Annotated in this window: 20 protein-coding genes and 3 pseudogenes; 4 read left to right on the top strand and 19 right to left on the bottom strand. The window is 46.7% G+C overall.

All coding sequences use genetic code 11. The annotated features are described in order from the left end of the window. The 11 genes and pseudogenes from JCM10914_RS26635 to JCM10914_RS26685 form a co-directional block, all read right to left on the bottom strand. Window positions 1–809 (bottom strand): phosphoenolpyruvate-utilizing N-terminal domain-containing protein (locus JCM10914_RS26635; RefSeq protein ID WP_036720339.1); only part of this gene is annotated, 809 nt, incomplete at its 3' end. Next, complete coding sequence (locus JCM10914_RS26640; RefSeq protein WP_023966915.1) at window positions 809–1078, bottom strand: HPr family phosphocarrier protein; 270 nt, start codon at window positions 1076–1078, stop codon at window positions 809–811. The genes JCM10914_RS26640 and JCM10914_RS26635, both read right to left, overlap by 1 nt. A gap of 116 nt (window positions 1079–1194) precedes the next feature. Next, a complete protein-coding gene (locus tag JCM10914_RS26645) occupies window positions 1195–1947 on the bottom strand; it encodes an SIS domain-containing protein (RefSeq protein ID WP_036720342.1) in 753 nt (250 codons plus the stop codon). A gap of 67 nt (window positions 1948–2014) precedes the next feature. After that, window positions 2015–2743 carry a creatininase family protein gene (locus JCM10914_RS26650; RefSeq protein ID WP_023966919.1) on the bottom strand — a complete coding sequence of 243 codons (729 nt, stop codon included), beginning with the start codon at window positions 2741–2743 and terminating at the stop codon, window positions 2015–2017. A 15-nt stretch (window positions 2744–2758) separates the two neighbouring features. Then, complete coding sequence (locus tag JCM10914_RS26655; protein ID WP_023966921.1) at window positions 2759–3751, bottom strand: phosphotriesterase; 993 nt, start codon at window positions 3749–3751, stop codon at window positions 2759–2761. Between the two features lie 157 nt (window positions 3752–3908). Then, window positions 3909–5203 (bottom strand): annotated as a pseudogene (locus JCM10914_RS26660) (PTS ascorbate transporter subunit IIC). A gap of 23 nt (window positions 5204–5226) precedes the next feature. Continuing rightward, window positions 5227–5490, bottom strand: a complete 264-nt coding sequence (locus JCM10914_RS26665; protein ID WP_023966927.1) for a PTS sugar transporter subunit IIB — start codon at window positions 5488–5490, stop codon at window positions 5227–5229. Further along, window positions 5487–5930 (bottom strand): PTS sugar transporter subunit IIA, encoded by a 444-nt coding sequence (locus JCM10914_RS26670; RefSeq protein ID WP_023966930.1) that lies wholly within the window; start codon window positions 5928–5930, stop codon window positions 5487–5489. The genes JCM10914_RS26665 and JCM10914_RS26670 overlap by 4 nt, the downstream gene beginning before the upstream one ends. A 25-nt stretch (window positions 5931–5955) precedes the next feature. Further along, window positions 5956–8055: a BglG family transcription antiterminator gene (locus tag JCM10914_RS26675; RefSeq protein ID WP_023966932.1), complete on the bottom strand. Its 2100-nt coding sequence runs from the start codon at window positions 8053–8055 to the stop codon at window positions 5956–5958. 628 nt (window positions 8056–8683) lie between these two features. Next, complete coding sequence (locus tag JCM10914_RS26680) at window positions 8684–9073, bottom strand: VOC family protein (protein WP_023966934.1); 390 nt, start codon at window positions 9071–9073, stop codon at window positions 8684–8686. Window positions 9074–9147: 74 nt separating this feature from the next. Continuing rightward, a complete protein-coding gene (locus tag JCM10914_RS26685) occupies window positions 9148–10014 on the bottom strand; it encodes a LysR family transcriptional regulator (RefSeq protein WP_023966936.1) in 867 nt (288 codons plus the stop codon). Between the two features lie 154 nt (window positions 10015–10168). Between JCM10914_RS26685 and JCM10914_RS26690 the strand changes: the two are divergent. The 3 genes and pseudogenes from JCM10914_RS26690 to JCM10914_RS26700 form a co-directional block, all read left to right on the top strand. Further along, window positions 10169–11577 (top strand): annotated as a pseudogene (locus JCM10914_RS26690) (MFS transporter). A 23-nt stretch (window positions 11578–11600) separates the two neighbouring features. Continuing rightward, window positions 11601–12515 carry an NADP-dependent oxidoreductase gene (locus tag JCM10914_RS26695; RefSeq protein WP_036720348.1) on the top strand — a complete coding sequence of 305 codons (915 nt, stop codon included), beginning with the start codon at window positions 11601–11603 and terminating at the stop codon, window positions 12513–12515. A gap of 71 nt (window positions 12516–12586) precedes the next feature. Further along, a pseudogene (locus JCM10914_RS26700) lies at window positions 12587–13072 on the top strand (MFS transporter); the annotation flags it as partial. Window positions 13073–14443: 1371 nt separating this feature from the next. Here JCM10914_RS26700 and JCM10914_RS26710 read toward each other — a convergent pair. The 4 genes from JCM10914_RS26710 to JCM10914_RS32075 all read right to left on the bottom strand — a co-directional run bounded on the left by JCM10914_RS26710 (window position 14444) and on the right by JCM10914_RS32075 (window position 20264). Continuing rightward, window positions 14444–16054, bottom strand: a complete 1611-nt coding sequence (locus JCM10914_RS26710) for a xylulokinase (RefSeq protein WP_023966946.1) — start codon at window positions 16052–16054, stop codon at window positions 14444–14446. An 864-nt stretch (window positions 16055–16918) separates the two neighbouring features. Continuing rightward, window positions 16919–17494, bottom strand: a complete 576-nt coding sequence (locus tag JCM10914_RS26715) for a hypothetical protein (RefSeq protein WP_023966948.1) — start codon at window positions 17492–17494, stop codon at window positions 16919–16921. 820 nt (window positions 17495–18314) lie between these two features. Continuing rightward, a complete protein-coding gene (locus tag JCM10914_RS26720; RefSeq protein WP_023966950.1) occupies window positions 18315–19370 on the bottom strand; it encodes a zinc-binding dehydrogenase in 1056 nt (351 codons plus the stop codon). A 507-nt stretch (window positions 19371–19877) separates the two neighbouring features. Further along, complete coding sequence (locus JCM10914_RS32075; RefSeq protein WP_370570285.1) at window positions 19878–20264, bottom strand: VOC family protein; 387 nt, start codon at window positions 20262–20264, stop codon at window positions 19878–19880. A gap of 339 nt (window positions 20265–20603) precedes the next feature. On the opposite strand from JCM10914_RS32075, the gene JCM10914_RS26730 reads away from it, so the two are divergent. Continuing rightward, window positions 20604–21704: a DUF1648 domain-containing protein gene (locus tag JCM10914_RS26730; RefSeq protein ID WP_023966954.1), complete on the top strand. Its 1101-nt coding sequence runs from the start codon at window positions 20604–20606 to the stop codon at window positions 21702–21704. A gap of 23 nt (window positions 21705–21727) precedes the next feature. Here the strand turns inward: JCM10914_RS26730 and JCM10914_RS26735 are convergent, their stop codons facing one another. The 4 genes from JCM10914_RS26735 to JCM10914_RS26750 all read right to left on the bottom strand — a co-directional run bounded on the left by JCM10914_RS26735 (window position 21728) and on the right by JCM10914_RS26750 (window position 25025). Beyond that, window positions 21728–21922 (bottom strand): hypothetical protein, encoded by a 195-nt coding sequence (locus JCM10914_RS26735; RefSeq protein ID WP_023966955.1) that lies wholly within the window; start codon window positions 21920–21922, stop codon window positions 21728–21730. A 329-nt stretch (window positions 21923–22251) separates the two neighbouring features. Continuing rightward, window positions 22252–23142 (bottom strand): YafY family protein, encoded by an 891-nt coding sequence (locus tag JCM10914_RS26740; protein ID WP_023966957.1) that lies wholly within the window; start codon window positions 23140–23142, stop codon window positions 22252–22254. A gap of 111 nt (window positions 23143–23253) precedes the next feature. Further along, window positions 23254–24081 (bottom strand): ABC transporter permease, encoded by an 828-nt coding sequence (locus tag JCM10914_RS26745; protein ID WP_023966959.1) that lies wholly within the window; start codon window positions 24079–24081, stop codon window positions 23254–23256. Further along, window positions 24078–25025 carry a daunorubicin resistance protein DrrA family ABC transporter ATP-binding protein gene (locus JCM10914_RS26750; protein WP_023966961.1) on the bottom strand — a complete coding sequence of 316 codons (948 nt, stop codon included), beginning with the start codon at window positions 25023–25025 and terminating at the stop codon, window positions 24078–24080. The genes JCM10914_RS26745 and JCM10914_RS26750 overlap by 4 nt, the downstream gene beginning before the upstream one ends. Between the last annotated feature and the right edge of the window lie 290 nt (window positions 25026–25315).

The raw sequence follows: 25315 nt of genomic DNA on the forward strand, positions 1-25315 counted from the left end.
CGCGCCGCGTACTCCTCAAGCGCCTGCCTTCGCTTGAGGTCCTGCTGCAGGTGGAGCCGGTACTGCTTCTCCTCCGCTTCCTGCGGCCGGGCGATGCAGAGCCCTGCTGCTCCGTCAAGGATGAGCGTATCGCCATGATTGATGCCGTCAATCCCATCGCCTGCGCCCACAATAGCAGCTATACCAAGCGACCGTGCGAGAATCGCAGTATGCGAGGTGGAACCTCCGGTACGGGTAATAAAGCCGATCACCAAGGCAGGGTCCAACTGCACCGTATCCGAAGGCGTCAAATCGTCAGCAACGAGAATCACTTCTTCGCTGATTTCGGTAAGTCCGCGTGTTTGTCCAGGCGACAGACAGGCGAGGAGACGGCTGCCGATATCACGGATGTCCACAGCGCGTTCCTTCATATAGTCGCTGCTCATGCCCTCAAACAGGGAAGCGACTTGGCTGACAATCTCGGTAACGGCCCTAGGGGCGGTCTCCAGCTTCTCCCTGACCCGTGCCTCCATCTTAGGGTAAAATGCCGGATCATCCAGCAGCTTCCGATGTCCCGTAAGAATGCCGGCCTGCTCTTCGCCTACCACTTCCTTGGCTTTCTCTATCAGCTTATCCATTTGCTCGGCGTATTGCGCTTTAGCTTCGCGAAGCTTATGAAGCTCGGCATGGACTGCATCCGAGGTGTCGGGAATAGAATTCCCTTCGGGGCCGCTATGGCTGCCAACCTCCTTGGAAGGATTGTAGATATATGCTCTTGCGATCCGGATACCCTCCGATACACCGATTCCTTGAATATCCAGCCTATTCATCAGGCTTCACCAAACTTGCTTTGAACAAGCCGTATCAGAGCTTCGACGACTTCTTTTTCACCATCTCCGTTTGCTTCGATGGTCACGACAGCTCCTTGTTCAATGCCGAGCGTCATCAACTCCAACATGCTTTTACAATCTACCGAGCGTCCATCGTTCGTCTTCAGAAGCACCTCTGCTCCAAACTGCCCCGCTTCTTCCGAGAAAAGCTGAGCCGGACGAACATGAAAGCCCTGCTCATTTTGTATGGTTACCGTTTGTGCGAACATATCGTTCCTCCTCTTCCTGTTACCGCCTGCCCGAGGCTGATCACTTACTGAAATATAAAGTGACGGTTTCTCTATTCTGTTTTCAGTTCACCTGCTCGCCCTCGTTATATCATTTCTTAAGGCGTACATCCCTTATCAGCCAGTAAGGCAATCCGCTCTTTATAAGCCTCAACCAGCGCCTGGTTGTGTTCATCAGAGCCGTCGATATTTCCGCTGAGAAATACGGGAGGTTTGAAGCCTTGTTCAATCATGATCTCAATGGATTCGGCGAACAGGGCGTTCAAAATCAAGGCACCGATCACCGTCGAGCTCGGCGTGAACGGAACCTGGAGGCCCGGATGGCTCAATACGGCATCTCCTTTGACTGAGAAATTGTCGATTACCAGATCAACCGCATCTGCCAGGTGTTTGCCACTGCTGTGCCGGGACGGCATGCTTTTGGAATATTCCAGTGAAGTAATGCCTACGGTGAAGGCCCCCTTCTCCTTCGCCATCAAAGCGACATCCACTGGAACGGGATTACGGCCCGAGGTGGACAGCACGAATACGACCTCGTCTCTTCGGATATCCTGCTTGCTCATGAAATCGACAGCAAGGTCGTTTTGTCTTTCCAGCTCGGACGAACGAACCGCGCCTTCATGCAGCATCAGCTTCTCTATAAGAATTGGACGGATCGGCACGAGTCCGCCTGCCCGGTAGAAGACTTCCTCGGTCAATATATGCGAATGCCCGCAGCCGAACAGATGAACAACACCGCCTTGCTGAATACAAGCCGCCACCTTTTCCGCGGCTTCACGGATCAACTTGGCCTGCTCGGCTCGTACTTTGTCAAACAACCCGCCAATCACATCAAAATAGGTGTCCATCATCATCGCTTTCACCTCGTGGTTCCTGTATTTATAAATCTTTCCGTTCTCATCCGGTTGGTGAACGGGTTCATATCGCTTCTTTGGCCCGGAGTACCATGTCGGTCATGACTTCCATGCTCCGCTCGATAATCTTTTCCCCCTTCTCCCTCGTTGCCAACGTTGCATCCCCGAGTACGGCGGAGGTCGTCATTTCCTCCCAGGGTGTAGGCGTGAAATCGGCTTCCATAGGGATGTGCGGCGCTCCGTCGATCGCCTTGCTCATGTCCACGTATTCGCCCGCGAGATAGAGCATATACGATGTCTCGATCTCATCAGCATGCATGTAACTACCGTGAGCGGCCGAAGCCTCCCTCACCTCAGCCGTGATTTCCTTTGTGCCTGGATAAAAGAAGTAGAACACCTTCAATTCGGGTACCCGTTCGTATAAGATTCTCGCAGCTTCCTTCAGCGCAACCGCATTGCCAAGATGGCCGTTAACCATGACGAATATGCGGAAGCCCTGGTGATATAAGCTCTCTCCGATATCGAATAGCAGCCGGATAAGCGCTTCGTTCGAAACGTTGATGCTTCCCGGAAAATGGCGTAGACTCCACACTTGACCATAAGGGAGGGTTGGCAGAACGAAGCTTTCCGTCCGTTCCGCCAATTTGTCCGCGAGTCTGGCCGCGAGCAGATTATCCGTACCCAGCGGCAGATGGGGACCATGCGCTTCAACGGCACCGATCGGAAGTATGGCAGCGCCGAGTTTGCGGATTTTCTCTTCCACCTCCATCGAATTCTCGAGTTCGAATTTCATGTCGCTAATCACTCCTTACTTTTTAAATGAGAAGCAGTTGGCCGGATTGCTTACGAAAAATTTCTCCACCAGCTTCTGTCCGTCAAAGCCGCTGCGAATTGCCTCATCGACAAAGCGCGGCACCCATTTGGCAATAATGTACTCCAGCCCGAGACCGTAATCGTAATGCTTATAGTAGGTTTTCCGGGCGGTATCTCCGCTGATGAGAATTTGATCCGCATAGCCTTTTCGGACAAGCTCCAGAATCAAGGCAATTCGGGTGCTTTCCGGTGCATACTTGATTTTGCCGATGCCGTCAAAGCTCATGTAAGCCCCCGTTGCGGCAATCTGCTCATGGTAGTACGGGTCGGGATTGCGATCCATATGCCCTAAGCTCAGATAGGACAAATCGACGCCTTCACTTTTCAGTAGAGCGATTTGCTCCAGTGCCATCGTGCCGACTTCGGTGTGGGAGTGGATGGGGGCTTTCGTCTCGTGATGAGCACGTGCTACAGCACGAAGCGTCTTCTCCTCGAGAGGCGTGATGCGATTATAGCCTGTTCCGAATTTAACTTGACCCGCTTTGAACGGTGTGCCCTCCAACCCTTCTTCTACTTCCCGAATGACGAATTCCGCCAGTTCGTTGATGCTTTTCGCTTCAATCCACTGTGCATAGCTTACATAATCTCCGGTTAAAGGCTTAAGCTCCTCTTTGATTCTGGCATCCCACAGGAAGCTTTTGTTGAAGCCTGCCGTTCCTACAATGTGAATACCGGTTTCGATGGCGATTTCCTGTACCGCCTGCACATCACGTCCATAATCCACGGCTGTTGCGTCCACGATCGAGCGCCCGCCGTGTTGTTTGAAATCAAGAACGTCCCGCTTGGATTTTTCCTTGTCATCCAGCAGCAAGTCGTCCTCTCCCCGTTCCTGCCAATAGCCCGGGCGGCATACGATATGTTCATGGGAATAGGTAAAGCCCAGATCCTCCTTGCTGATATCTCCGTGTAATGTACGGATAAAACTCATATCGATTCTCCTCCACTCTTAGGTTGAGATTGACCGCATGTGGCGGAAGTTATGTTCGCTATTGTCAATGTTCCAGCTCCGTTTAAAACGAATATTTTGTATGATCTTAAGACGGCAAAGTTGAATGAAGATGCCAGCCGTCTTAAGCCATAGATTTCTAAAAGAACAGCTTCGCCAGGAAGTGCAGAATCGGTCCGATGATGAACATGTCGGAATCGGCTGCCCACATGGCCGTATCCGGCACCGTCGAGGCGATGAAGAAGCGGACCATCAGGAACTGACCCCAAGCGACTATGGTTGACGTGATGAAGCCGCCCATTATGGCCCCTCTGACTCCGCCTGTCGAGTTCCCGAATACGCCGGCCGTAGCTCCGTGGAAGAACAAAACAATCATCGTTGGCACAAAGATGTAGGAAACGGTGTTGCCAAGGACAAGCAGCCAGATAATCGCGCCCCCGAAAGCTCCCAGGAAGCCAAGCACCACCGCGTTTGGCGCGTAAGGTACACGACCGGCGCATCCAGTGCAGGTTTGGCGCCTGGCACGAGCTTGGTAGCAATTCCGTTAAATGCCGGTACCAGCTCGCCAACGAACATCCGGACCCCCATCAGAACGATGGCGATTCCACCTGCGAATGTGAACGATTGGATAATGGAATAGATGATAAAGTTCTGGTCACCCGATTGTTTCATCAGTTCTGCAGCAGCCGGTGTGCCCTTCATCGAGAGAATAATGGCCCCGATCAGGAACAGCACGCCCATGCTGAGCGCCGTGATGACGTTGGAATCGCGAAGAAATTCGAAGCCTTTCGGTACTTTGATTTTCTCGGAATCATTATTTTTGTTACCGAATAATTTGCCGAACAAGGCAGCCAGTAGAGCAACCGAAGCCGACGTGTGCCCAAGCGCGATGTTATCGTTGCCCGTGATTTTACGCAGGAACGGCTGAACCAGCGCAGGCTGGAACGTCCAGTACACCCCAAGGACCACAGCGATCATCAGTACCAACTTCCAGATCGGAATCCCGCTGGACGCATGGACGATGACGCCCGCAAAAACGGTCGACGTCCAGAACATCATGTGACCGGTCAGATAAATAAATTTAAAACGGGTGAAGCGTGCCAGTAGAACGTTGATCAGAAAGCCGATGAGCATGGCAAGCGTAACGGCGCTGCCGTATTTGGAATTGAATGCCTCCTGCCCCATGAAGGTGCCGAGGGATCCGCTCTCCAATCCGAAGACCTCTTGCCACATCGGCTCGAATACGTTCAAGGCTTTCACGATGACATCAGCGCCTGCGCCGATGATGAGGAAGCCGATGATCGCTTTAAAGGTGCCGCTTACGAGTTGACTCGTTGATTTCTTCTGCAGCAGCAGGCCGATCAGAACAATAAATCCGAGCAGAATGGCCGGTGTTCCAAAAATGTTGGTAGCGATCCAAAAAAGTACGTCCATAAGCCCTCTTCCTTTCTAATGGTTTACAGCACTTCTTCCAGCTTCTGTTTGATCTCATCGTTATCAAAATAGTTGTTGACGATAACAACCTTAGCTTCATGCCCTTTCAGGCTTTGTGCCAACTCGTTGCTTGTAATGATATAGTCGGCTGCGGTTCCGGAAGCCGTTGAGACGTCCGTATGCTCCACATCGGCGTTTACTCCCATGCCGTTCATCACATTCTCCACATTCATTCTCAGAATCAAACTTGTTCCTTGTCCTAGGCCGCATACACATAAAATTTTCATTGTTCGTTCCCCCTAATCAGTTGTTGGATTGACTCTGCATCAGATGCATGCTTGAATAGTTCCACGTTATCCGGGTTGCTTAGCAAAGTGGTCAGCTTGCGCAGCATGGCGATATGCTCCGAACTTGAGGAGCCGCCGAGCGCGAATACAAGCTGTACCGGATCATTGGCAGCATGGCCAAAAACGACGGGTTCTTTCAATCGAAGCAGTGAGACGGATGCTTCCCTCACCCCGTCCTCCGCACGGGCATGCGGAAGGGCGATGTGCGGCGCAAGAACAAAGTACGGGCCTTTGTCACGGTAAGATTCCACCATAGCGTCGGCATAGCGTTCTTCCGCCGCACCCTCTTTCGCCAGCAGTGCTCCTGCCAAGCGGATCGCTTCTTCGGCCGACTCGGCCTCAACATCCAAGGCAATTAGCGACGGTTCCAAAAATTTCATTCTCATCTCTCCCAAATCCGGTATTCTAGTTGGTGCTAAAGAACGTTTGTAAATGTTGAAGTATCTGTTCTGTTGTCTTGGCCTCTTTCAATCGGGTCAGGTTTTCCTTCTCTCTTAGCAGGAGCGTCAGCTCCGACAGTGCTTTCAGGTGGGACTCGCCGTCAATCGCCGCCAGGACCAGAATGATTTGAACCTGGTGGCGCGCTTCCTCCGAGAAGGCGACGGGGTGCTCCAGCCGAAGTAGACTAATGCCAAGCCGCCGGACTCCATCCTGCGGTTTGCCGTGTGCGATGGCGATGCCGGGTGCAACGACAATGTAAGGACCGAGCGCCTCCACTTTGGAAATCATCGCAACAATGTAGGCTTCATCGATGCACCCATCCTTCAGCAGGGGTTCGGATGCTTCCCGTATGGCGCTCCGCCAGTCTGGCGCTTCTCTCCTCATTCGAATCATTTGCCCGGTGAGCAGATTTGTCAGAGATGGCTTGCGCGCCTCACTGAGCCAAGTTTTTTCTAAGGCCATATAGCGGTTAAGCTCCTCCGTGAGTCCGGCTTCATCCCTTACCGCGGCGTATTTGTGGACGATGTCCAGCAGCGCTTGAACCGTGTTGGCCTGTGTCCTTGATTTACGTCCAGAAATCATGTTGATCTGGTTCAGCAGGTGCTCCTTATCCTTGTCGCTAAGAATCGGGTTTACCAGGAAAACCGGCACTTTGCTGTCCGGAAGCGGTACCGTCGAGAATATAAAGTCCACATCCTCTTCGTGAAACAACTCATATTCGCGCAGTGATAATACGTCTGTGAAGTCCACTGCCGAGAACAGATTCTCCAGCTGCGATTTCAGCATCCGCGATGCGGAAATGCCGTTGACACAGACGATGGCAGCCTGCCGCCTTAAGGCTGGCTTTGTATTCTCTCGGCGCAGCCAACCACCGAAATGCATGGCGAGGTATCCGATTTCATGATCATCAAGTTTACGTCCAACCAATTGTTCGAAAGGTTCAGCGGAACGGCGAGTGAGCTCGAATACTTCCCTATACTTGGAGAGAATATTTTCGAGCAGCGGATTTTCAAGGCTGAGACCATACAGGATCCGGTAATAAGCCGGTTTCAAATGGACAAGCAGATTCTCCTCCATGGCTTCCCGGTTCGGCAAAAATACGCAGGCATAACGTTGAAAATGATCGGTCATCTGCGTCGTCACCTTCCGAAGCTGCTTCAGCACTTCTTCGGAACCGGTCATCTGTTCCATCCGATTGACCCTCGCTCCCAGCAGATGCATCGTGAAGTAGCAGACCTCGTCATCCGGAACGCGGACGCTGAACATTTCACCGAGGCCATTCGCAATGCGGGCGGCAGCTTCAAACTCCGGCGTCCGCCGAAGCACGCTTCGTTCATCATCGTCTATCGAGATCCATTGTCCGGCTTGCATCCGTCGTACATACAACAGGAAGCGCGCGGTCAAATGAAACAACATCTCGTCGGTCAAATCTACTCCCAGCGTGATTTCACTATCCGAGATCAGGCGATAGACTCGCTCCAGACATCCCTCTTTCATAGGTGGAAACAGGAGTAGAGCGAGATCCGGAGTTCCCGGTTCCCGGTTCAGATTGAACGCCTGTTCCCAGCCCGCATGACCGAAAATCTGCCCGAAGTAATGGCTTATCGTCTTCCGCTTGTCACGCTCTTCCCCCTGAACGCCGTAGCCCTGCTTGCGGTCGTAGGTTACCTTGAGTTTTACGCTCTTCATCTCCGACCGGACCATATTCAAATCTTTGAGCACAGTTCCGCGGCTAACCTGCAGAAGTTCGGTCAGATGATGAACAAAGAGCGGATTCTCCGCCGACAACAGAAAGAGCGACATCCAGGCCAGTCTTTCCCCCGGAGACAAATAATACTGCTGTGCATGGGGCTTTTCACTCAACTGCGGAAGCCCCGCCCGGCTTTCTTCAGGCAAATAGTAGCCCGCAGTCCTGACATATTTGACCGATGGAAGTTGAACCGCTTTCAACCAGTCGTTTATTTTTTCCATATCATAGTAAACGGTTCGTCGGGAGATACTGAGCTTCTGCATCAGTTCTTCCAGCGATACATAATCGGCTGCTTCATGGAGCAGCGTCAACATCTTGGTACTGCGTTCGTCCAGAATACGGCATCAACTCCTTTGCCGTTTAGTGTCGTGCTTTTTGCAACTTGATTATACCTACAGGCAATGGATGAAAGACAGTTCAATTCATGGAGCCCCATTTGTGCAAAAATGAACTCTAGTAGATTGGACAACAAAAACACAGGCTGCGGGGCCTGCGCAAGATATCGTTCACTTCCCGATTGTCCTCCCATAGAAAAGACGATTCCCCCAAATCCATTGGAAGAATCGTCTCCGAATCGCATGCATAGTGCAGCGTAATAATATTTTTTCTGAAAAAACTGTCCTGCATTATGCTGTTATTGAGGTTTTATGACCTTACGTATCATAGTCTCTCAATAAAAGTGTATCCCCAAAAATCAGAAATTTAGCAGACTTGTATTTTATAGGATTACAGAGACCAGTATAACCCACATCAATAATCAACATTTCTTATAAATTGCTTTGCTGGACGATGACTGAAATGTCTGACTCACCAAATCGAAAGTATAGTATTTCATAGCTTGCCTTTTGTGATTTGATTGGTTTATTACCTATCTCCTCCACTTGATTCGTACAACAAATGGAGAAAGCTCCAAGGTGCAGTAAGTTTCGGTAAATGTTTAAATCAGTCCGGCTGAAACATATCCAGTTCATTACCGTACAAATCCTTGAAACCAGCCCCTTTGCCTCCGGGTACGGATTGAGGTTCGCTATGGAATTGTACACCTCGGGTTTTTAATACTTCATAATCGTGCATAATGTTATCCGTATGAAACATAAATAGGGCCTGTCCTGCACCCTGTTTTCCGATGAGTGCCTTTTGCTCCGGTGTCTCGGCTTTCAACAATTCGATTACGGTTGAATTATTTTGCTGCGGTGCGACAGTAACATACTTCCAATCCGCACCGAAGCTCTGATTAGCACGCACGACGAATCCAAGCTTCTCCGTATAGAATTTCTTTGCCTCATCTTGATCTTCGACCAGCAATGTAAACTGCAGTGTGTTCGTAATCATTAATGGCTCCTTTCAAGGGTTCATTCATTATATGAGCTGCTACCCTCCTATCTCAAGTATACAAGTAAGATACTTTAATCGCGAAAATACTGGGCAACAAAGTCCCGGAATCTTCGAGCCGCTAAAGAGAAGTAGCGTTTTTCATGCCATATGATGTGAAAGTTACGTTGACAGATAGGAGATCTAATAGGCAGTAGAGTCAGTCCGGAATCCTCTCCACTCTTACATCCGAAAAGAGCTACTCCGAGTCCTGCCCGGACAAGACTAGCAAGAGCAGGCGGATCGTCAACCCGACAGACGTAATTTGGGGTTATGCCTGCCTCGCTGAAGAACATATCGTTCATTTTTTGAAATATAAAGTCCTCTTTGTACCCGATGAAGGGTACATCTGCCACATCACTTAAGTTAACGCTGCTCAGATCAGCTAATTGGTGCCTAGGAGGAACGGCAAGATACATATCTTCCTTTAGCACTGTCTCCAGACCAAATCCTGGCCGATCGATGGGCAGTGGTGTAAAGCAAATATCTATCTCACCGGATTCAAGAAGATGTTCCATTTCCTCCGTCGAAGTTTGTGTGATCCGAAGGTTGACTTCAGGATAAAGTGAAAGAAACGCGTTCAAAGGTTTCGACAATGGATCCAAGGTCGATGTCGCCAAATGAATACTCCCATGCTCCATTCCCGCTAAATCGGATACTTCTTTCTTCCCCTCTTCCAACAGAGTGAGCGCTTCTTCCACTTTTTCCAAAAATACTTTTCCAAATGTATTGAGCCGAATTCGTCCTCCATGCCGGTCAAATAACGGTACGCCTACATGACCTTCTAGCCGGGCAATTGTTTTACTGAGAGCGGGCTGTGCGATATGCAGTTCTTGAGCTGCCCGTGTCATATTTTCTATTCTAGCAACCGTTCTAAAGTAACGTAATTGTAGCAATTCCATCTTTACCTCCACCTATATACTCGGGTATATGGATTATATATTTAAATATATATTTCCGTTTATTTTCTTGTCATTATACAATAAAACATGCACGTTGAGCAAACACCTTCCCAAGAAGAGATTAATTGCAGAAAGTGAAAAGCGAACATGCACTATGTCGAACTGGAATGGAGGTTATGATGTATTGGAATCCGTAGTTCAGCAACAACCTAGTGAAAAAATCATAGTTGTTCTCGCATTTACTCTAGCCATATCTGTAATGAGCGCAACGATGTTCAATATCGTATTGCCTGAGATTATGGTGGAATTTCACCTTTCCCTCTCACAAGTGAGTTGGGTAACATCAGCGTATTTACTGATTTTTGCCGTCGGGACGGTTATTTATGGAAAGCTGGCCGACACCTACAAACTCAAAAATTTGCTGACATTTGGGTTAGCCGTTTTTGCTCTCGGCTCCATAATTGGACTGTCCGCCCATCACTATTGGGTCGTTCTTCTCGGCAGGATTTTTCAAGCTGTAGGATCAGCCGTTATTCCGGCAACGGCCGCCATAATCCCCGTCCGCTATTTTCCACAGGAAAGTCGGGGGCGCGCTCTGGGGATTGTGATGACTGGAGGTGCAATTGGGACCGCATTAGGTCCGGCCATTGCTGCTTTAGTGGTTAGTCTGGTTCATTGGCGCTTTCTGTTCTTCATGCCCTTGCTTATATTGCTTACGGTACCTTATTACCGTAAATATTTGACCGACGCCCCACAGGGAAAAGGGAAAATGGATTGGCTTGGCTGTGGGCTACTCGCTGGATCTGCGGCATTGCTGCTTCTTGCGATTACGAATACGTCATGGATACAAGCTCTCGGCTGCTTGATCTTACTCGTTTTGTTCACGGTAAGGATTCATTCCATTCCGGAACCTTTTATTAAACCTAATCTCTTTAAAAGCAAAAGGTATTCTCTAGGGCTAACCATTGCTTTCTTGGCGACAGGGATCGGTTACTCGCTCCCTTTTCTGAGCCACAGTTGTTAACCCATGTCAATCATCTGGCTCCTGGGCTAGTCGGTTTAGTGATGGTTCCGGCCGCCGTTTTGACGGCAATTTTGGGACGAATAGGCGGTAAACTTGCGGATGTCAAAGGCAATGCGTTTCTTTTCTACATGGCATCCACCATGTTCTTCACCTGTTTTGTCCTATTATCATCTTTTGCTGGAACTTCTCCCATAATCATCGCCATATTTTTAACCTTTGGGAATGTGGGGCAAGCGTTTATTTTCATTGCGCTAACCAATGGGATTTCGCGAACATTGCCAAAGGAAGAAAGCGGAGTGGGGATGGGACTGTTATCCATGCTTAACTTTATTTCCGGGGCCGTTTTCGCAACTATTTATAGTACGATGGTTAACCAAGGTGCAAATTCGAATTGGAATCCAGCGAATGTTTATCCAGATGCGTTTATTTACAGCAATATCTATCTAGTTCTTGCGATTTTGATTGTAAGTATTTCATTGCTTTATTATTTTCAGTTCAGTAAAGCAATACGAAAAACAAGCATATTTGATCGGAGGTAAATGAAATGACAGAAAAATACTTTATGAGGGCGATGGCGCTTGCTTCTTTCGGACCTCCAGACGTATTGCAATTAACTGAAATCGAGGCGCCACAAGCAGGCCCCGGTGAAGTACGGGTCCGCATTAAGGCAGCAGGCGTGCTGCCCTTCGACTGTGGGGTGCGTAGCGGCTCACATCCGCTCGTTCAGAAGCTTGGTTTTCCAATCGTTCCAGGTAACGAATTCGCCGGCATCATTGATCAAATTGGGGATGGTGTAAAGGACTTCTCCGTTGGCAACGAAGTCCTCGGCTTTACAGTACTACAGTGTTACGCAGAGTTTGTCGTTGTGAGTGCTGACCAGATTGTGATCAAGCCAAAGAACATGCCATGGGAAATTGCTGGCGGATTTTCCGGAAACGGGCAGGGCGCTCATCTTGCTCTGAAGGCTCTTGGCGTTGGGCAGGGCGACACGGTGTTAATCCACGCCGCAGCCGGCGGACTCGGCACTTTCTCGATTCAACTAGCCAAGGTATGGGGAGCTAAGACCGTGATTGGAACCGCCAACGAAGCCAATCACGACTACCTCCGCTCACTCGGTGCGATTCCGGTCAGCTACGGAGAAGAACTTGTGGACAGGGTACGTAAGGTTGCCCCTGAAGGAGTGGATGCTGCGTTGGATGCCGCAGGTCCGGATGCCTTGAGAGCCTCTGTAGAGCTCGTGAAAGATAAGGATCGTATTCGGACGATGGTGTCGTTCGAGCTGGCTAACGAGCTCGGAATCCCAGCGTTAAGCGGAAATCGGTCGGCCGCTAAGCTCGCTGAACTCGTTGAACTTTACTCGCAGGGGAAAATCCACATCCACATCAGAGATGCTTTTCCATTGCAGCAAGCCGCAGCTGCCCATCAAAAGATCGAGAGCGGACATGGCCGTGGAAAGATCGTTCTCACAATCGACTAATTCCGTTCGATCGTGGGTCTAAAGTCAGTTGCTGCGAATGGCCAAGCTTGGTAAAACTGGAGGAAATCATAATGTCATTATTATTACGAAACAATGGAGCGATCCTGCTCCTCATGTTCAATATATTTCTAGTCTTCATCGGTATCGGTTTGGTTATTCCGATCATGCCGTCCTACATGAAAGAGCTTCATATCAGTGGAAGTACAGTCGGTATGCTCGTAGCGGCCGTCTCCGTAACACAGCTGTTATGCTCACCGTTTGCAGGCAGATTATCCGATCGAATGGGACGAAAGAAAATCATTATTACGGGTATGGTTGTATTTGCGTTGGCCCAATGGTTATTCGGTGCTGCCAACACCACAATGCTGCTGTTTGCGGCAAGGATGCTCGGCGGCATCGGTGGCGCACTCATCATGCCTGCCATTATGGCGTATACAGCTGACGTTACCACGAATGAGGACAGGGCACGAGGTATGGGGTTTATTAGTGCCGCAATCACCACAGGCTTCATCATTGGCCCCGGTATCGGTGGTTTTATCGCTGAATACGGGATTAAAAGCAGTAATGTCGGAAATACAATCTTATTAAATTTAACAAGTGGCATAAAAGGATCTCCCAATTGGAGATCTTTTTGACCTTGTGCTTTAACAACTAAGTCCCCTACTCTTTGGCCACGTCCACCTCATTCACGATACCCATGATTTCTGACACACATTCCTGACAAATTCTTATTTAAGTAATCTGCCCGTTAGTTGAGAAAAAGCAGCCGACCCAAAAGTCAGCTGCCTCTTTATGTCTTCACTGAGCTATCGTTTCCCGTTAGCTTTACGGGCTACCGATCACTCCCACCACTTTCCCCTCAATATTATCTGTGGGTAATGGGCCGAACTATTTGCTATCATTACTGCGTAACCAATCATCACTTACAAGATAAGCTCTGTCTTCGGGGATCTGGATTTCCTCCATGTTCAGTTGTTGAAAATAATCCAATGTTGATTTCTTTATACAATATTTGCAGAGTATACGCCCGAATGTCTTGTAACATAGGCTCATTTGCATCTATGGGTTCAGCCAAACATTTATCATAATTAATCGTTAGACAAATCACTGATAAAGCAAGAATATGTTTCAGATATTTTTCAGTTTGATCACCTCTTCCTTAGTATTCCTTGAAATATTAACACATTTATAAAATCTAACCACGAAGTAAAATAAGATTAGACATTCATCTAAATAAGTGTATAAGTTGTTGTCATTTTCGGCAAAGGTACCCAAGTTCTTGTCGTTGAGTTAGGACAAGAACTTAAATCAAAAAAGCCGCATTTTATGCGGCTTCCATAGTGTATAGGTCCTTGTCATCGGACATCAATGCTGTAAGAGCCTGAGAATGAATTTGGCTCAGGCTCCAGATTACAGACAAACTTCTCCGCTTCCGTCGTACCAAGAGAATGACTTCTTCATAAGTAAATCTGGAAGACGATAACATTTCAATTGTCAATATAGGAGTTGTCAACTTTGAAGCGACAGCTTTCGCTCTAATCTCTTTGTCACAACCTTACACAGCTGGGCAGCATGACTTTCATTGAAATAGTGCCCCCCGCCGCGGATAACTTCCAGCTCCACTGCATGATCTGTAAAATAAGACCATTAGGCATAGTTCATCTCATAATCCTGTGTAACCGGATCTTTATCCCCTACAATGCCTGAAATTCTCCCTGTTGCGTTATTCTGCCTATCCTGCCCGTTAGCGTAATAAAAAATGAAGCAGTTGCCGTCGGCAAGACTGCTCCATTTTTTATTGAACTAAAGTGTTCCGTTAGTTTAGTGATTACTTCATAGTCAAACAAAAACATCTTGAGATCATCATCAAATAAATTATAGCTGAGGTATTGTCTCTTGCTGATCAATTTAATATCTTTTGTCGGGTGTTAATTCTTCCAATTTTCTACAAAATGATCTACCGCTGCCTGCTCTATAGCCAGCCCTTTCGAGTAACGTTCCATAAACATAGCAAACCCATTCACGTCCGAGCTTTCAGGATAAACCTGTTGTCCTTCTATGTCATTGAACACTTTAGTAGTCAGGAAATCAGCCAAGCCCTCGTGTTGCTCCTTATTAACCATATAGGATGCCAAAATTGCCATCCCCCATGCGCCGCCCTCACCAGCCGTAGACATGACTGAAACAGGAACATTCAGTGCTGCGGCACACATTTTCTGACCGACTAGCGGCGTTTTGAACAATCCGCCATGCGCCAAAATATGGTCAATCGATATATGCTCCTTCTGTGTCAAAATATCTATCCCGAGCCTTAGAGCAGCAAACGCGGTAAACAGATGCACTCTCATAAAATTAGCCAGATTGAAGCGGCTTTCTGGAGAACGAACGAACAGCGGACGTCCTTTTGTAAGACCGGTAATGTTCTCCGCTGAATAGTAGCCGTAGCTCAGCAAGCCGCCGCCATCAGCGTCTGCTTCCAGTGCTTTGTTGAAAAGGACACTGAATAACTGATTCATATCGGGTTCCAGTCCCATTGCTTCATAAAATTCACGGAACAAACAGAGCCATGCATTAATATCGCTGGAGCAGTTGTTAGCAAGAACCATGCCGACAGGGCTGCCATCAGGTGTGGTCACGATATCAATCTCAGGGTACACGGATATATCCTTATCCAGTACAATCATGGCAAAAATCGATGTACCCACGGAAATGTTGCCTGTACGCTCTTTGACACAATTCGTAGCGACCATGCCTGTTCCGGCATCTCCTTCTGGAGGGCATAGCGGAATACCTACTTGCAGGCTGCCTGATGGATCTAGTAGTCGCGCACCAGCTTCATTGAGATATCCAGCATGTTCACCAGCAGAATAAACTTTAGGTAATATATCTTTAAATTTCCACGGGTAGTCTTTATGGGCAATTAATTCGGTAAACTGCTTCATCATTTCTTCATTATATTGCTGTGTAGATTTATCGATTGGGAACATACCGGACGCATCCCCCAAACCAAGAGCCTTGCTGCCGGTCAACAGCAGATGAATGTAACCCGACAAAGTTGTAATATAATCTATTTTAGTGACATGCTCTTCATCGTTTAAAATTGCTTGATACAAATGTGCAATGCTCCAGCGTTGAGGAATTTTAAATTGGAATTTCTCGGTTAGCTCCGATGCAGCTGTACCTGTTGTAGCGTTACGCCATGTACGGAAAGGAACCAATAGCTCCCCTAATTGATCAAGTGCAATATAGCCCTGCATCATGGCAGAACATCCAATTGAACCGATCTTTTGTAGTGTTACGCCATAATTATCTGCAACCTCTTGCTTTAATTGGCGATAAGTTTCTTGTAACCCGTTAATCATTTCATTGGGATGGTAGGTCCAATAACCGTCGATTAATTGATTTTCCCACTCATAACTGCTGGAAACGATTGTTTCAAAATTGTTATCAATCAGTACAGCTTTAATTCGTGTGGATCCAAATTCGATGCCAAGCGAGGTTTCTCCCCTGACTATCGCTTGTTTAATATTATAATCCATGATGGCTTTGCTCCTCCCTCGAAAATGTACGAGTATAAGTCTTGGTTATTATGATGCGATGATAGCACTTGCAACTCACTTTGTCTATTGGTTAAACTAAGTTCCATTATATATCGGTTTGTAAAATGAAGTGAGCAGGTGCTCGGCGACCTCGTTGTACAAATGAATACCATGGGAGAATAGTTAGATAGTTATCTAATCGGCTAAGTACATAAGTTCTTGTCATTGAGTTACGACAAGAACTTAAATACTTAAAACAAAAAAGCCGCATATTATGCGACTTTCATAGTGTCTATGTTCTTGTCATCGGACATTGAACTTGATCACTTCTTAACTCAATTGTTTTATTCGTTTATGGTTTTTGTTTGAACCTAATATGGATTCTTCATAGTGTTTGTTTTCAGGTGAAATACATAGTTGAATTGGCTATTTGTCTTGGATATATTGTATTGAAAGGCTATCTTAGGAAAGTTACGCTCCTTCATTTTATTTATCTCATTCCAACTCGGTGCTTTTAAACAATGCTTACACCCTCTTCAGCAATCTAAGCCACTCTTTAAAATAATTTAATGAAAAGTAAGCGGTTACTCTATTTAGTATCCAAATTAATGGTTCTTCATTGATAGTACCTGTATTTCTTAAATACTCACCCATGAAGTACTTTATCTCATCATGAATGAGAAACGTTACCATATCTTGCTTTGGTATGTTGTCCCCCCTCATATCTTTGCGATAGAAATATTCAAGATTGAGCAAGGTGAGCAACGACAGTGTGTTGTAGTTAGGCGGTGTGGTATCGCTGATAATACAGTTGGGGTTTAGTTAGCTGGCCGCGCCGCTCCAGCCGCAGCGCGGCCGCCCCGCTTATTCAGTCGACACGGTCCGCTCGATGCGCAGAATTTTGTGTGTATGGGGAAGGTACTGGATCAGATAAGGGTTACCGGGAATGACATTCCGATAGCCAGCGCCATGATAATATTCGGTGAACTCCCTGCCGTCCTCTAGAATGAAGCGGTGACCGCGTTTAATACGATCATACTCTGCAATGACCACCACCTCTTCCTCGTAATGTCCGTGGTAGAAGTAAACGGCATCGGCTACATCATCCCTAAGATTCCAAGCAAGTGCGAGGCCTAAACCGACAAAAAACAGTGTCAAAGGAACCGAGAAGAGTACAGCTTTCAGCGGCTTGTGGGCCCGTCCCGTTAAGACGAAATACATCACGATGCCGATGATGATCAAGCCCACCAGGATTAAGAATAAACCGAAAAAGTTCTCCATCACGACTTCTCTCATGAAGAACTTGGTAAACTCGCCGGAAGGGCCTTGACCCGTTAGGTACATGCTAATAAACATGAGAACGCCGGTAAGAAGGAGAAATGCGCCAGTCTTAATAAGCTGAGGAACAATGGATTTTGATGGAATATTTCTATCGGGCATAACGCCAGCCCCCTTTCATGAATTGGCATAATAAGTTTATACGATACGGGATGAAAGAGGTTCCCGGGAAATCAGGGGCCATGGCGTGCTTTCTCTAGCATCGATGTTTGGATTCCTTTCCATAAATTTTCGCCTTATCGAAAACGACCAGCTCTCAGGGTGTCATCTCCGAGATTACACCCTGAGAGCTGGTCGATTAGGAGGACGTTGACGCGTCCTCCTAAAGCATAAGTTAAATAAACAGAGCCTCACAAGCTCACCAGAAAAATATAAAAGACATGTTCCACACCTACCTATACCCTCATAAATTATTTCAAAGTCATTTACTAAAAGTGAGGAGTAATAAAATGAGTGTGCACAACCAACAACACCTTCAACATCAAACTCTTACGGTCATAAGCCCAGCAGTTAGACATGGATTACGAGAGGCCCATCACCTTGGGTATCAACATGCATTAACAGAAGCGGTTGCCATTGGTTATTTGATGGGAAAAGGCTACGAATATGATACCGCTTGGAGAACTGTTGAATCTTGGTGGAGGCCACCAGGAACTCCATTACCTCAGATGTATTAGGGGTAAATATTAGCTGTTTGAATCGAATGATCTAACAGTCCGGGATGCCAATTGAGTTGAGTTGGATTTGGGATACAGAGGGACGACAAACAGGGGCACACGCAAACGCTATGCCCCTTCTCTGCTATTTTCTAAACCGTTCTCTCATTCCACTCACACTTAATGATTTGGTTTAGAAAGTAATACGGAACTCGAACCTTAGTCATTTTATGACTTTTGGGGCAACCCTTATACTAATATTTGACTTATGGTAACAAAACAACCTTACCTAGTTGCTTTGATTCTTTAAAATACGTTTGCGCTTCTTTTGCTTCTATTAATGGGAAAGTTTTATCAACTAATGGCTTAATTTCCCCTTCTTTTACTGCTTTAAGTAATTCAGAGAACTCTTCTCTCGTCCCAAGTGTACTTCCCAATATATTCAGGTGCTTCAAATATAATGTTCTTAGATCAAGTTCAGTCACCACGCCACTAGATGCACCGGAAGTAACAAAACTCCCGCCTTTTTTTAATACAGCTAGTGAAGTTGAAAACGTAGTATCACCAACAACATCAACGACGATATCTATTTCTCCCTGTGCAGCTTCTTTAATCTCACTGACTAGTTGTGTAGACTTATAAGACACCGTTTCATTCGCTCCAAGCTCCTTCATTTTTGCATCTAAAGAATGATCACGCACAAGTGCAATAACCTTTGCGCCAAAAACCTTTGAAGCAATTTGAACGGCTAATGAACCGACTCCTCCAGTAGCACCATTGATTAAAACATTTTGCCCTTTTTTCATATTGGTTCTTGTGATCATATGCCAAGCTGTTAAACCACTTACCGGTATTGTTGAGCTTTCAGTAAGATCGGTTAATGGTGCTTCATAGCAAAGGTCTGCTTTCCAAATAACATATTCGGCGTAGCCACCATCAAATTCGGAACCAATGTAGGCAATATCACTAGACATGTGCTCATACCCCGTTTCTCCTGAAGATTGGAAGGGAAATAGAACAACATGTTTATGAAGAAATTCTCTTTCTACATCATCACCAATTTTTACAATCTCACCCGCAATATCTGAACCAGGGATTCTAGGAAATTGGATTCCCTCTCTTCTCCATCCGGCGGAAGCATTGGATGACGTATCTGTTCCATATGCACCTTCTCTCATCCATATATCTGAATTATTCAAGGCAGTAGCATGAATTTTCACCAACACCTCACCCCTTTTAGGTTCTGGTATATCAAGTGTATTTAAGATTAATTTTTCTAACCCTCCAAAGCCTGTTACTTGAAATGCTTTCATCTTATCCATAAAACATCCTCCTTTTTGATAGATCGATCACTCTAATCCCTAACAATATATCATGTAATATACACGGTATCTGCATTACGCAAACATTTTTTTTTTGTAAAAAGTAAAGTTCTGTTCGTTATTAAATCCAGCACGGTTCTTCAATGTACAAAGTCATATCCCGAAAAATAAGTATTAGACTGATTCTCAATAAGAATAGCAGCAGCCAAGGACTAGTAAATAGAGTCTTAGAATACTATTTTAATGAATTGGCGCAACAGTTAGATGATGCAATTGGGTGCAGTTGGAGTGACATAACCTTGCATTCAGGAGTAACGTTACCGAGCGCTTTTCTTGCTTATAAGATCTATGGAGATTAAAGTATCTCCCCCTGTAGGACTAGAAAACTTTGTAGTTGGATCTAATTGGTACACTAACTTCTATGAAGATAGCGCTCGTACAAAATTTATCAACGCAACAGATGTATCAAGATGGTTATGTAGAATAACAAGCTTGTTACTTATCGAATTATAAAAAAACAGGAAAAAAAATAGAACTTCCACAAAAAATGGAGGTTCTATTATACTGTCTTGAGTCCTTTATATAGATAAATTCCGTAATAGCCCGAAGCACGAGTAACAGAGCCAAATTGACCGTTAAATAAAACAATCTTAGATTGTCTGAGTCAGTACTATTCAGCACATTACTAAATGGATCTGTGACGGAAGCTGTGATTAAACCCGCCTCACGGTGTATGAGCGGTTCGTACTCTTTCGCTCCCATGGCCTTCAATTTATGAAGTGAAGTTTCTAAATCATCAACATGCCAGAACATAACGGCACCATCTGGTCCTGAGCGTTCGAAGTAAGGCGCAATAGCCAACAGGTCCGCATACCACAATTTTGCCTCCTCCATTTTATCCGCCCAGTAACTGATGATCGCAAATCCGCGATATGTCAGTGTTTCTATTTTCTTCAAACTGATAAAGATGAGTCAATTGTGCCGATCTTTTAAGTAGTTGTGAAGACAAGATTGTTAATTCATTTATTTTCTCTATCCATTCCGACTTCATGGGACTATGTTCTTGTCCACCGACAATCGATTTATATTATAATTAAATTTATTTTCAAGACGATTACTTATCCTAAGTTAATAGGATAATCATATGCAAAAAGGCATAGTGATGAATCGCCTATGCTATAAGGGTTATAGAGTTTTCGAATACACACTTATGTATAAGAGGAGGCGAATGCTATGACGATAATGCCTGTTATAATAATGATCTTTGTATTTGTACCTACCATTGTACTCATGGTAAGCATGCCTTATTTAGCAAGAGAGACGATTAGTTTTGGGGTCACCGTCAGCGCTGTACAATTCCACAGTGAGCCTCTGCGCCAGATACGGAAGTCATATGCTAGGATTAGTGCTACTTTGCATACCATCCTATTCATTGTTTGTATCATCTGCCTAATATACGGTGATGAGCATTCCAAGCAACAAAGTTGGATCATTATCACTTATTCACTCATCATGGTCGTAATCTCCCTAGTCATAAACATTAGCTATCATTTCAAAATGAAAAGGTCACTACCTATGCTACCTATTGCTCTGGAACCATCGATCATGGCAGTGGACACTGGTTTTCGGAAAAGAAACATTGGCTTGTCTAGTTATTGGTTCCTTATTCATGTTTTAATTATTGTTGTTAGTATTGTAACTGTGCTACGCAACTACGATCTGATTCCTGATCAGATTCCGATCCATTACAACAGCAGTTGGAACGTAGACCGCTATGCAGCTAAATCTTATAGTTCTGTGTTTATGCCTACGATAATCCAAGGGTTCATAACACTTTTGTTCATATTTGAGAATTGGAGTATTCGCAAAGTGAAGCAGCAGGTTCAACCCACTGATCCGAACCGTTCCATCAGACAAGACGTAACTTTCCGCCGTACTTGGTCATGTTTTATGATTACAGCAAGCTTCTTAGTAGTTATCCTGTTTTCCGTCGTGCAACTAAACATGATATCTCTGCTTAACATCAATTTCGCTATCCCCATTATCCTAATCATAATTGCCTTTATCATCCTATACGCCTTCGCCTTATCGTTCTGGGCTGGTCAGGGCGGAAGCCGCTTGGAGCGATCTGCCGATTACTCCAATGTCAGACCTGTCCATGATGATGATAAATGGCTATTAGGTATGATTTATTTCAATCGCAAGGATCCAAACCTAATCGTCGAGAAAAGGTTCGGAGTCGGCTGGGGATTAAATTTCGGTCACCTAGTAGCCTGGTTGATTTTGCTCGGAATTATTGTACTATTAGTTGTGGTAAAAAAGCTTGTAGGTTAGTACTCACCGGAGTATTCTAGCTTTCAACAAATAAATATTTTCGCTTCCAAATTAGACGCCATCCACATTAAGATTCTGTATATAAAGCCTTTCATTTTCTTCTTAGCTCGTTGAATTCTTTTTGTAACAGCAACAACAGTATCATCAAAAGCATCAGCAATCTCCATGCTCGTATAACCACAAATCACATTCAATATTAAATACTGTGAGCGCCCCATCTTCGAACCATCCTGTCGTCAATCCCCAAAGTCTTGGCTACCGTCTAGTAGCAAAACCATCCTCTAGGCACATCGCTACAGCCTTTCGCTTGAATTCGATGTCGTGAGTCTTCAGTTTTTCTCCCATGAAGAATCCCCTCAAAGTAGACTTTAATGCGCTTTATACACCACTGTCTACTTAAAGGGGATAATATCAAGCTTCCATCGGCCTACTGATATTGGGGAATACTATTAGTCGTTTCCCCAAGAATAAGGAGAAAGTCAGCCTTTTAATTACAAGTTGCTGTTAAACTCGTTTTAGCTTTGTCGGCAAGCATTCGATGCTCACTTCAGCTATACCTTAGCTGGATCTCTCTTGCCATCTTCATCACACTATGCTTGAGCTCATCCGGAGCCAGAACCGTGACGTTCAACCCGTAGCTCAGGACAAGCAATACGGCATATTCCAGGTCGTAAATCACGGTGCGAACGTCCAAGCCGTCTTCTGTCTGTTCGCATTCTTCGTGGAAATGCTCCAGCACCCGCTGCCGCACGCTCGGGTCGAAACGAAGATGAACCTCCATCTCCGGTATTGTCTTCATTGGCTCAGAAGGAGATGGACGTCGCGGCTGAAATTCGCTTTTGGTTGGTTCAAGGTTGGACATCCGCGATAAACGGAACATTCGGTCCGCTTGACGCATTAGACAATAACCGTTTAAGTACCAAGAACGGCTCCCCCAATACAAGTTGTCCGGCTCCACATTTCGCGACGTGGCGTTGCCTTCCGAGTCTGTATAAGAGAACGACACCACTTTCTTGTCTTGAATCGCCTGTAGGATCGGCTGGATAAGGCTTCTCTCCGCATCGGTCGCGGCGAGATCGAGGATCAGCTTCTTCTCGGCCCCAGCCTGGACCAACTCGGGCTGCAAAATGGTAAGCTTACCCATGATCGCGGCGGGTTGAGGACTCATGATGCCCTCCATGCCTTTCAACAAGCTGTAGATCATCGACAGGTCTTGCAGGGAGAAATGCTGCTTCGTTAAATAATAGCCGTCCATCACCTCGAAGCCGCCGTCCGCCCCTGTGTAGGATGCAACCGGGATGCCAGCTTCATTGATCAATTCAATATCACGGTAGATCGTGCGAATGGACACTTCGAACCGGGCGGCCAACTCCGTGGCGGTGACCCTGTGTTTGGACAACAACTCCATCGTGATACCGAGAGCGCGAACCAGCTTCAAGCTTCTCCCCCCTTTCCCGATCTGTCTTCACTCTGTTGTCAGGATAACGAATTTAATGCGAACTATCAAGACTGTCCAAGCATACGGAGCGATTTTGTTCGACCGCAAGCCTTAACGATTATTCTTGTTCAAATACAACACCATTGTCAGCGGCACGAAAATCGCAATTATTACCAAGCACACGCCTATTCCTTTCGCCAGCAACGGTGCGTCCACTGTACCCATCATGAGACCCCGGACTGTGGCAGAAGCGATGCTAATCGGGTTCAAGTCGACCAATACCTGAATCCAACGGGGCATCGTCGACGAGTCCACCAAAATGTTGCTCGCAAACAACAAAGGATAAGTAAAGATCATGCTTGTTCCAGACACCGTTTCCGGTCGTTTGGCCAAGACGCCGATCAGCGTGAACACCCAACTGAGGCTGAACGCGAACAGCATTGTGAACAAAATCCCCAAGACGGCTCCGCCAATCCCGCCATCTGGCCGAAAGCCAATAAGGAACCCAGCCCCAAGTGCAACGAGCAGCGCCGTCGTGTAACGCAAGCCATCGGTAATAAGCGGGCCCAGAATTGAAGACGGCTGCCAGAAAGGCATCGTACGAAACCGGTTATACACCCCCTTGGAAATGTCGAGGCAGATTGCGGTACCGCTATATATCGTCATCGGTACGACGGTAAGAATGAACATACCGGGGAGCAGAAATTGCACATATTCCGTAGACGATCCGGCAATTGCGCCGCCGAACAAATAGGTGAAAATAAAGAGCATTAGCACCGGCCCCATGACCGTGTCCATCACGAAGCTGAAGAAATTGTTTTTCGTATTTTGAAACGATCTCCAAACAAATATGCCGGTCGACCGCCACAAACTGGGACTTCGACGGTCTTTTTGACGTAATGAAAGCGGGACGTTCATCGGATTGGAACCTTGATTCATGATGCGGCCTCCTTCGTTTTGGAATGGGTGAGGGTCAAGAATACTTCGTCCAAACTGGGTTCGCCAAGCGTGAAATATTCCACGGGAATGTCATTAGACAGAAGCCGATGGACCGTTTCATTCGCCAGCTTCGCTTCTTGCACCGCCATTTTGTATACCAACGAGTTATCATCTTGATACACTTCCAACGGGGAATCCACCAACAGTTCCGTTATCCGCTCTAACTCAACCGGTTCCGACAATTGAATGGACAACGTTTTGCCGCCGATGGAAGCCTTCAACTGGGTGGGCGTCCCTTCCGCAATAATGCGGCCTTGGTCGATCACCGCGATGCGGTCCGCCAATTGATCGGCTTCCTCCAAGTATTGCGTGGTCAGCACTACGGTCGTGCCTATGCCGAGCAGCATGCGCACGACTTCCCACACTTGGATGCGGCTTTGCGGATCGAGTCCGGTGGTAGGCTCATCCAAGAAGATAAGTTCAGGTTGCGTCACGATGCTCGCCGCAATATCTAAACGCCGGCGCATGCCGCCCGAGTAATGGCCGACCGTCCGGTCTTTCGCTTCCCACAACCCGAAAGAACGAATGCTGTCTTCCGAGATGGAACGGGCATCCCGTGACGGGCATCCGCTGAGCTTGGCGACCATCTCCAAATTCTGCAACCCGGTCAACCCTTCGTCCAAGGCCGCGAACTGTCCGGTCAAACTGATCCGCTTGCGCACATCGCCGGCTTGATTCTCCACGTCATACCCGGCCACGACGGCGGTTCCGCCATCCGCCTTCAGCAACGTGGTCAGCATATTGATCGTTGTGGTTTTGCCCGCTCCGTTCGGTCCGAGCAGCGCGAATAGCTCGCCTTTCTTCACACGAAGATTGATGCCCTTCACCACTTCATTTCCCTGAAACGATTTGCTCAATCCGCGAACGTCGATCGCATATTCCATACGTTATTCCCCCATTTGTCTTATTTCTCACTGTTACACAAAGCGTTTCTTGTTTTCTTTCAACCACACAGCAAGTGTCCGGGCTGACAACCCCGTTACTTGTTACACTGCACGCGACACCGTATAGTCCACGGCGGTTTGGTTTCGCTGTATTACTACAAACATTGTACCCCGCTAATTATGACAACTTGATTGTCAGGGTTAAAAAAAACGCCAGAATGTCTCATTATAAGACTTTGACGTTTCGAATTTATGGTGCAATGCACTTAAGTCCCATCACTTCCCTAGCT

The organism is Paenibacillus sp. JCM 10914 (assembly GCF_001315105.1).
GTDB lineage: Bacteria > Bacillota > Bacilli > Paenibacillales > Paenibacillaceae > Paenibacillus_AQ.

Excerpts from the sequence above, each read along its gene's own strand:
- JCM10914_RS26745 (WP_023966959.1), bottom strand. The coding sequence starts at position 24,081 with ATGAATCAAGGTTCCAATCCGATGAACGTCCCGCTTTCATTACGTCAA.
- JCM10914_RS26640 (WP_023966915.1), bottom strand. The coding sequence starts at position 1,078 with ATGTTCGCACAAACGGTAACCATACAAAATGAGCAGGGCTTTCATGTT.
- JCM10914_RS26650 (WP_023966919.1), bottom strand. The coding sequence starts at position 2,743 with ATGAAATTCGAACTCGAGAATTCGATGGAGGTGGAAGAGAAAATCCGC.
- JCM10914_RS26715 (WP_023966948.1), bottom strand. The coding sequence starts at position 17,494 with ATGCCCGATAGAAATATTCCATCAAAATCCATTGTTCCTCAGCTTATT.
- JCM10914_RS26675 (WP_023966932.1), bottom strand. The coding sequence starts at position 8,055 with ATGTTGACGCTGCTCCATGAAGCAGCCGATTATGTATCGCTGGAAGAA.
- JCM10914_RS26735 (WP_023966955.1), bottom strand. The coding sequence starts at position 21,922 with ATGGGGCGCTCACAGTATTTAATATTGAATGTGATTTGTGGTTATACG.
- JCM10914_RS26645 (WP_036720342.1), bottom strand. The coding sequence starts at position 1,947 with ATGATGGACACCTATTTTGATGTGATTGGCGGGTTGTTTGACAAAGTA.
- JCM10914_RS26665 (WP_023966927.1), bottom strand. The coding sequence starts at position 5,490 with ATGAAAATTTTATGTGTATGCGGCCTAGGACAAGGAACAAGTTTGATT.
- JCM10914_RS26710 (WP_023966946.1), bottom strand. The coding sequence starts at position 16,054 with ATGGATTATAATATTAAACAAGCGATAGTCAGGGGAGAAACCTCGCTT.
- JCM10914_RS26750 (WP_023966961.1), bottom strand. The coding sequence starts at position 25,025 with ATGGAATATGCGATCGACGTTCGCGGATTGAGCAAATCGTTTCAGGGA.
- JCM10914_RS32075 (WP_370570285.1), bottom strand. The coding sequence starts at position 20,264 with ATGGAGGAGGCAAAATTGTGGTATGCGGACCTGTTGGCTATTGCGCCT.
- JCM10914_RS26655 (WP_023966921.1), bottom strand. The coding sequence starts at position 3,751 with ATGAGTTTTATCCGTACATTACACGGAGATATCAGCAAGGAGGATCTG.
- JCM10914_RS26685 (WP_023966936.1), bottom strand. The coding sequence starts at position 10,014 with ATGGAATTGCTACAATTACGTTACTTTAGAACGGTTGCTAGAATAGAA.
- JCM10914_RS26730 (WP_023966954.1), top strand. The coding sequence starts at position 20,604 with ATGACGATAATGCCTGTTATAATAATGATCTTTGTATTTGTACCTACC.
- JCM10914_RS26680 (WP_023966934.1), bottom strand. The coding sequence starts at position 9,073 with ATGATTACGAACACACTGCAGTTTACATTGCTGGTCGAAGATCAAGAT.
- JCM10914_RS26670 (WP_023966930.1), bottom strand. The coding sequence starts at position 5,930 with ATGAAATTTTTGGAACCGTCGCTAATTGCCTTGGATGTTGAGGCCGAG.
- JCM10914_RS26695 (WP_036720348.1), top strand. The coding sequence starts at position 11,601 with ATGAGGGCGATGGCGCTTGCTTCTTTCGGACCTCCAGACGTATTGCAA.
- JCM10914_RS26720 (WP_023966950.1), bottom strand. The coding sequence starts at position 19,370 with ATGGATAAGATGAAAGCATTTCAAGTAACAGGCTTTGGAGGGTTAGAA.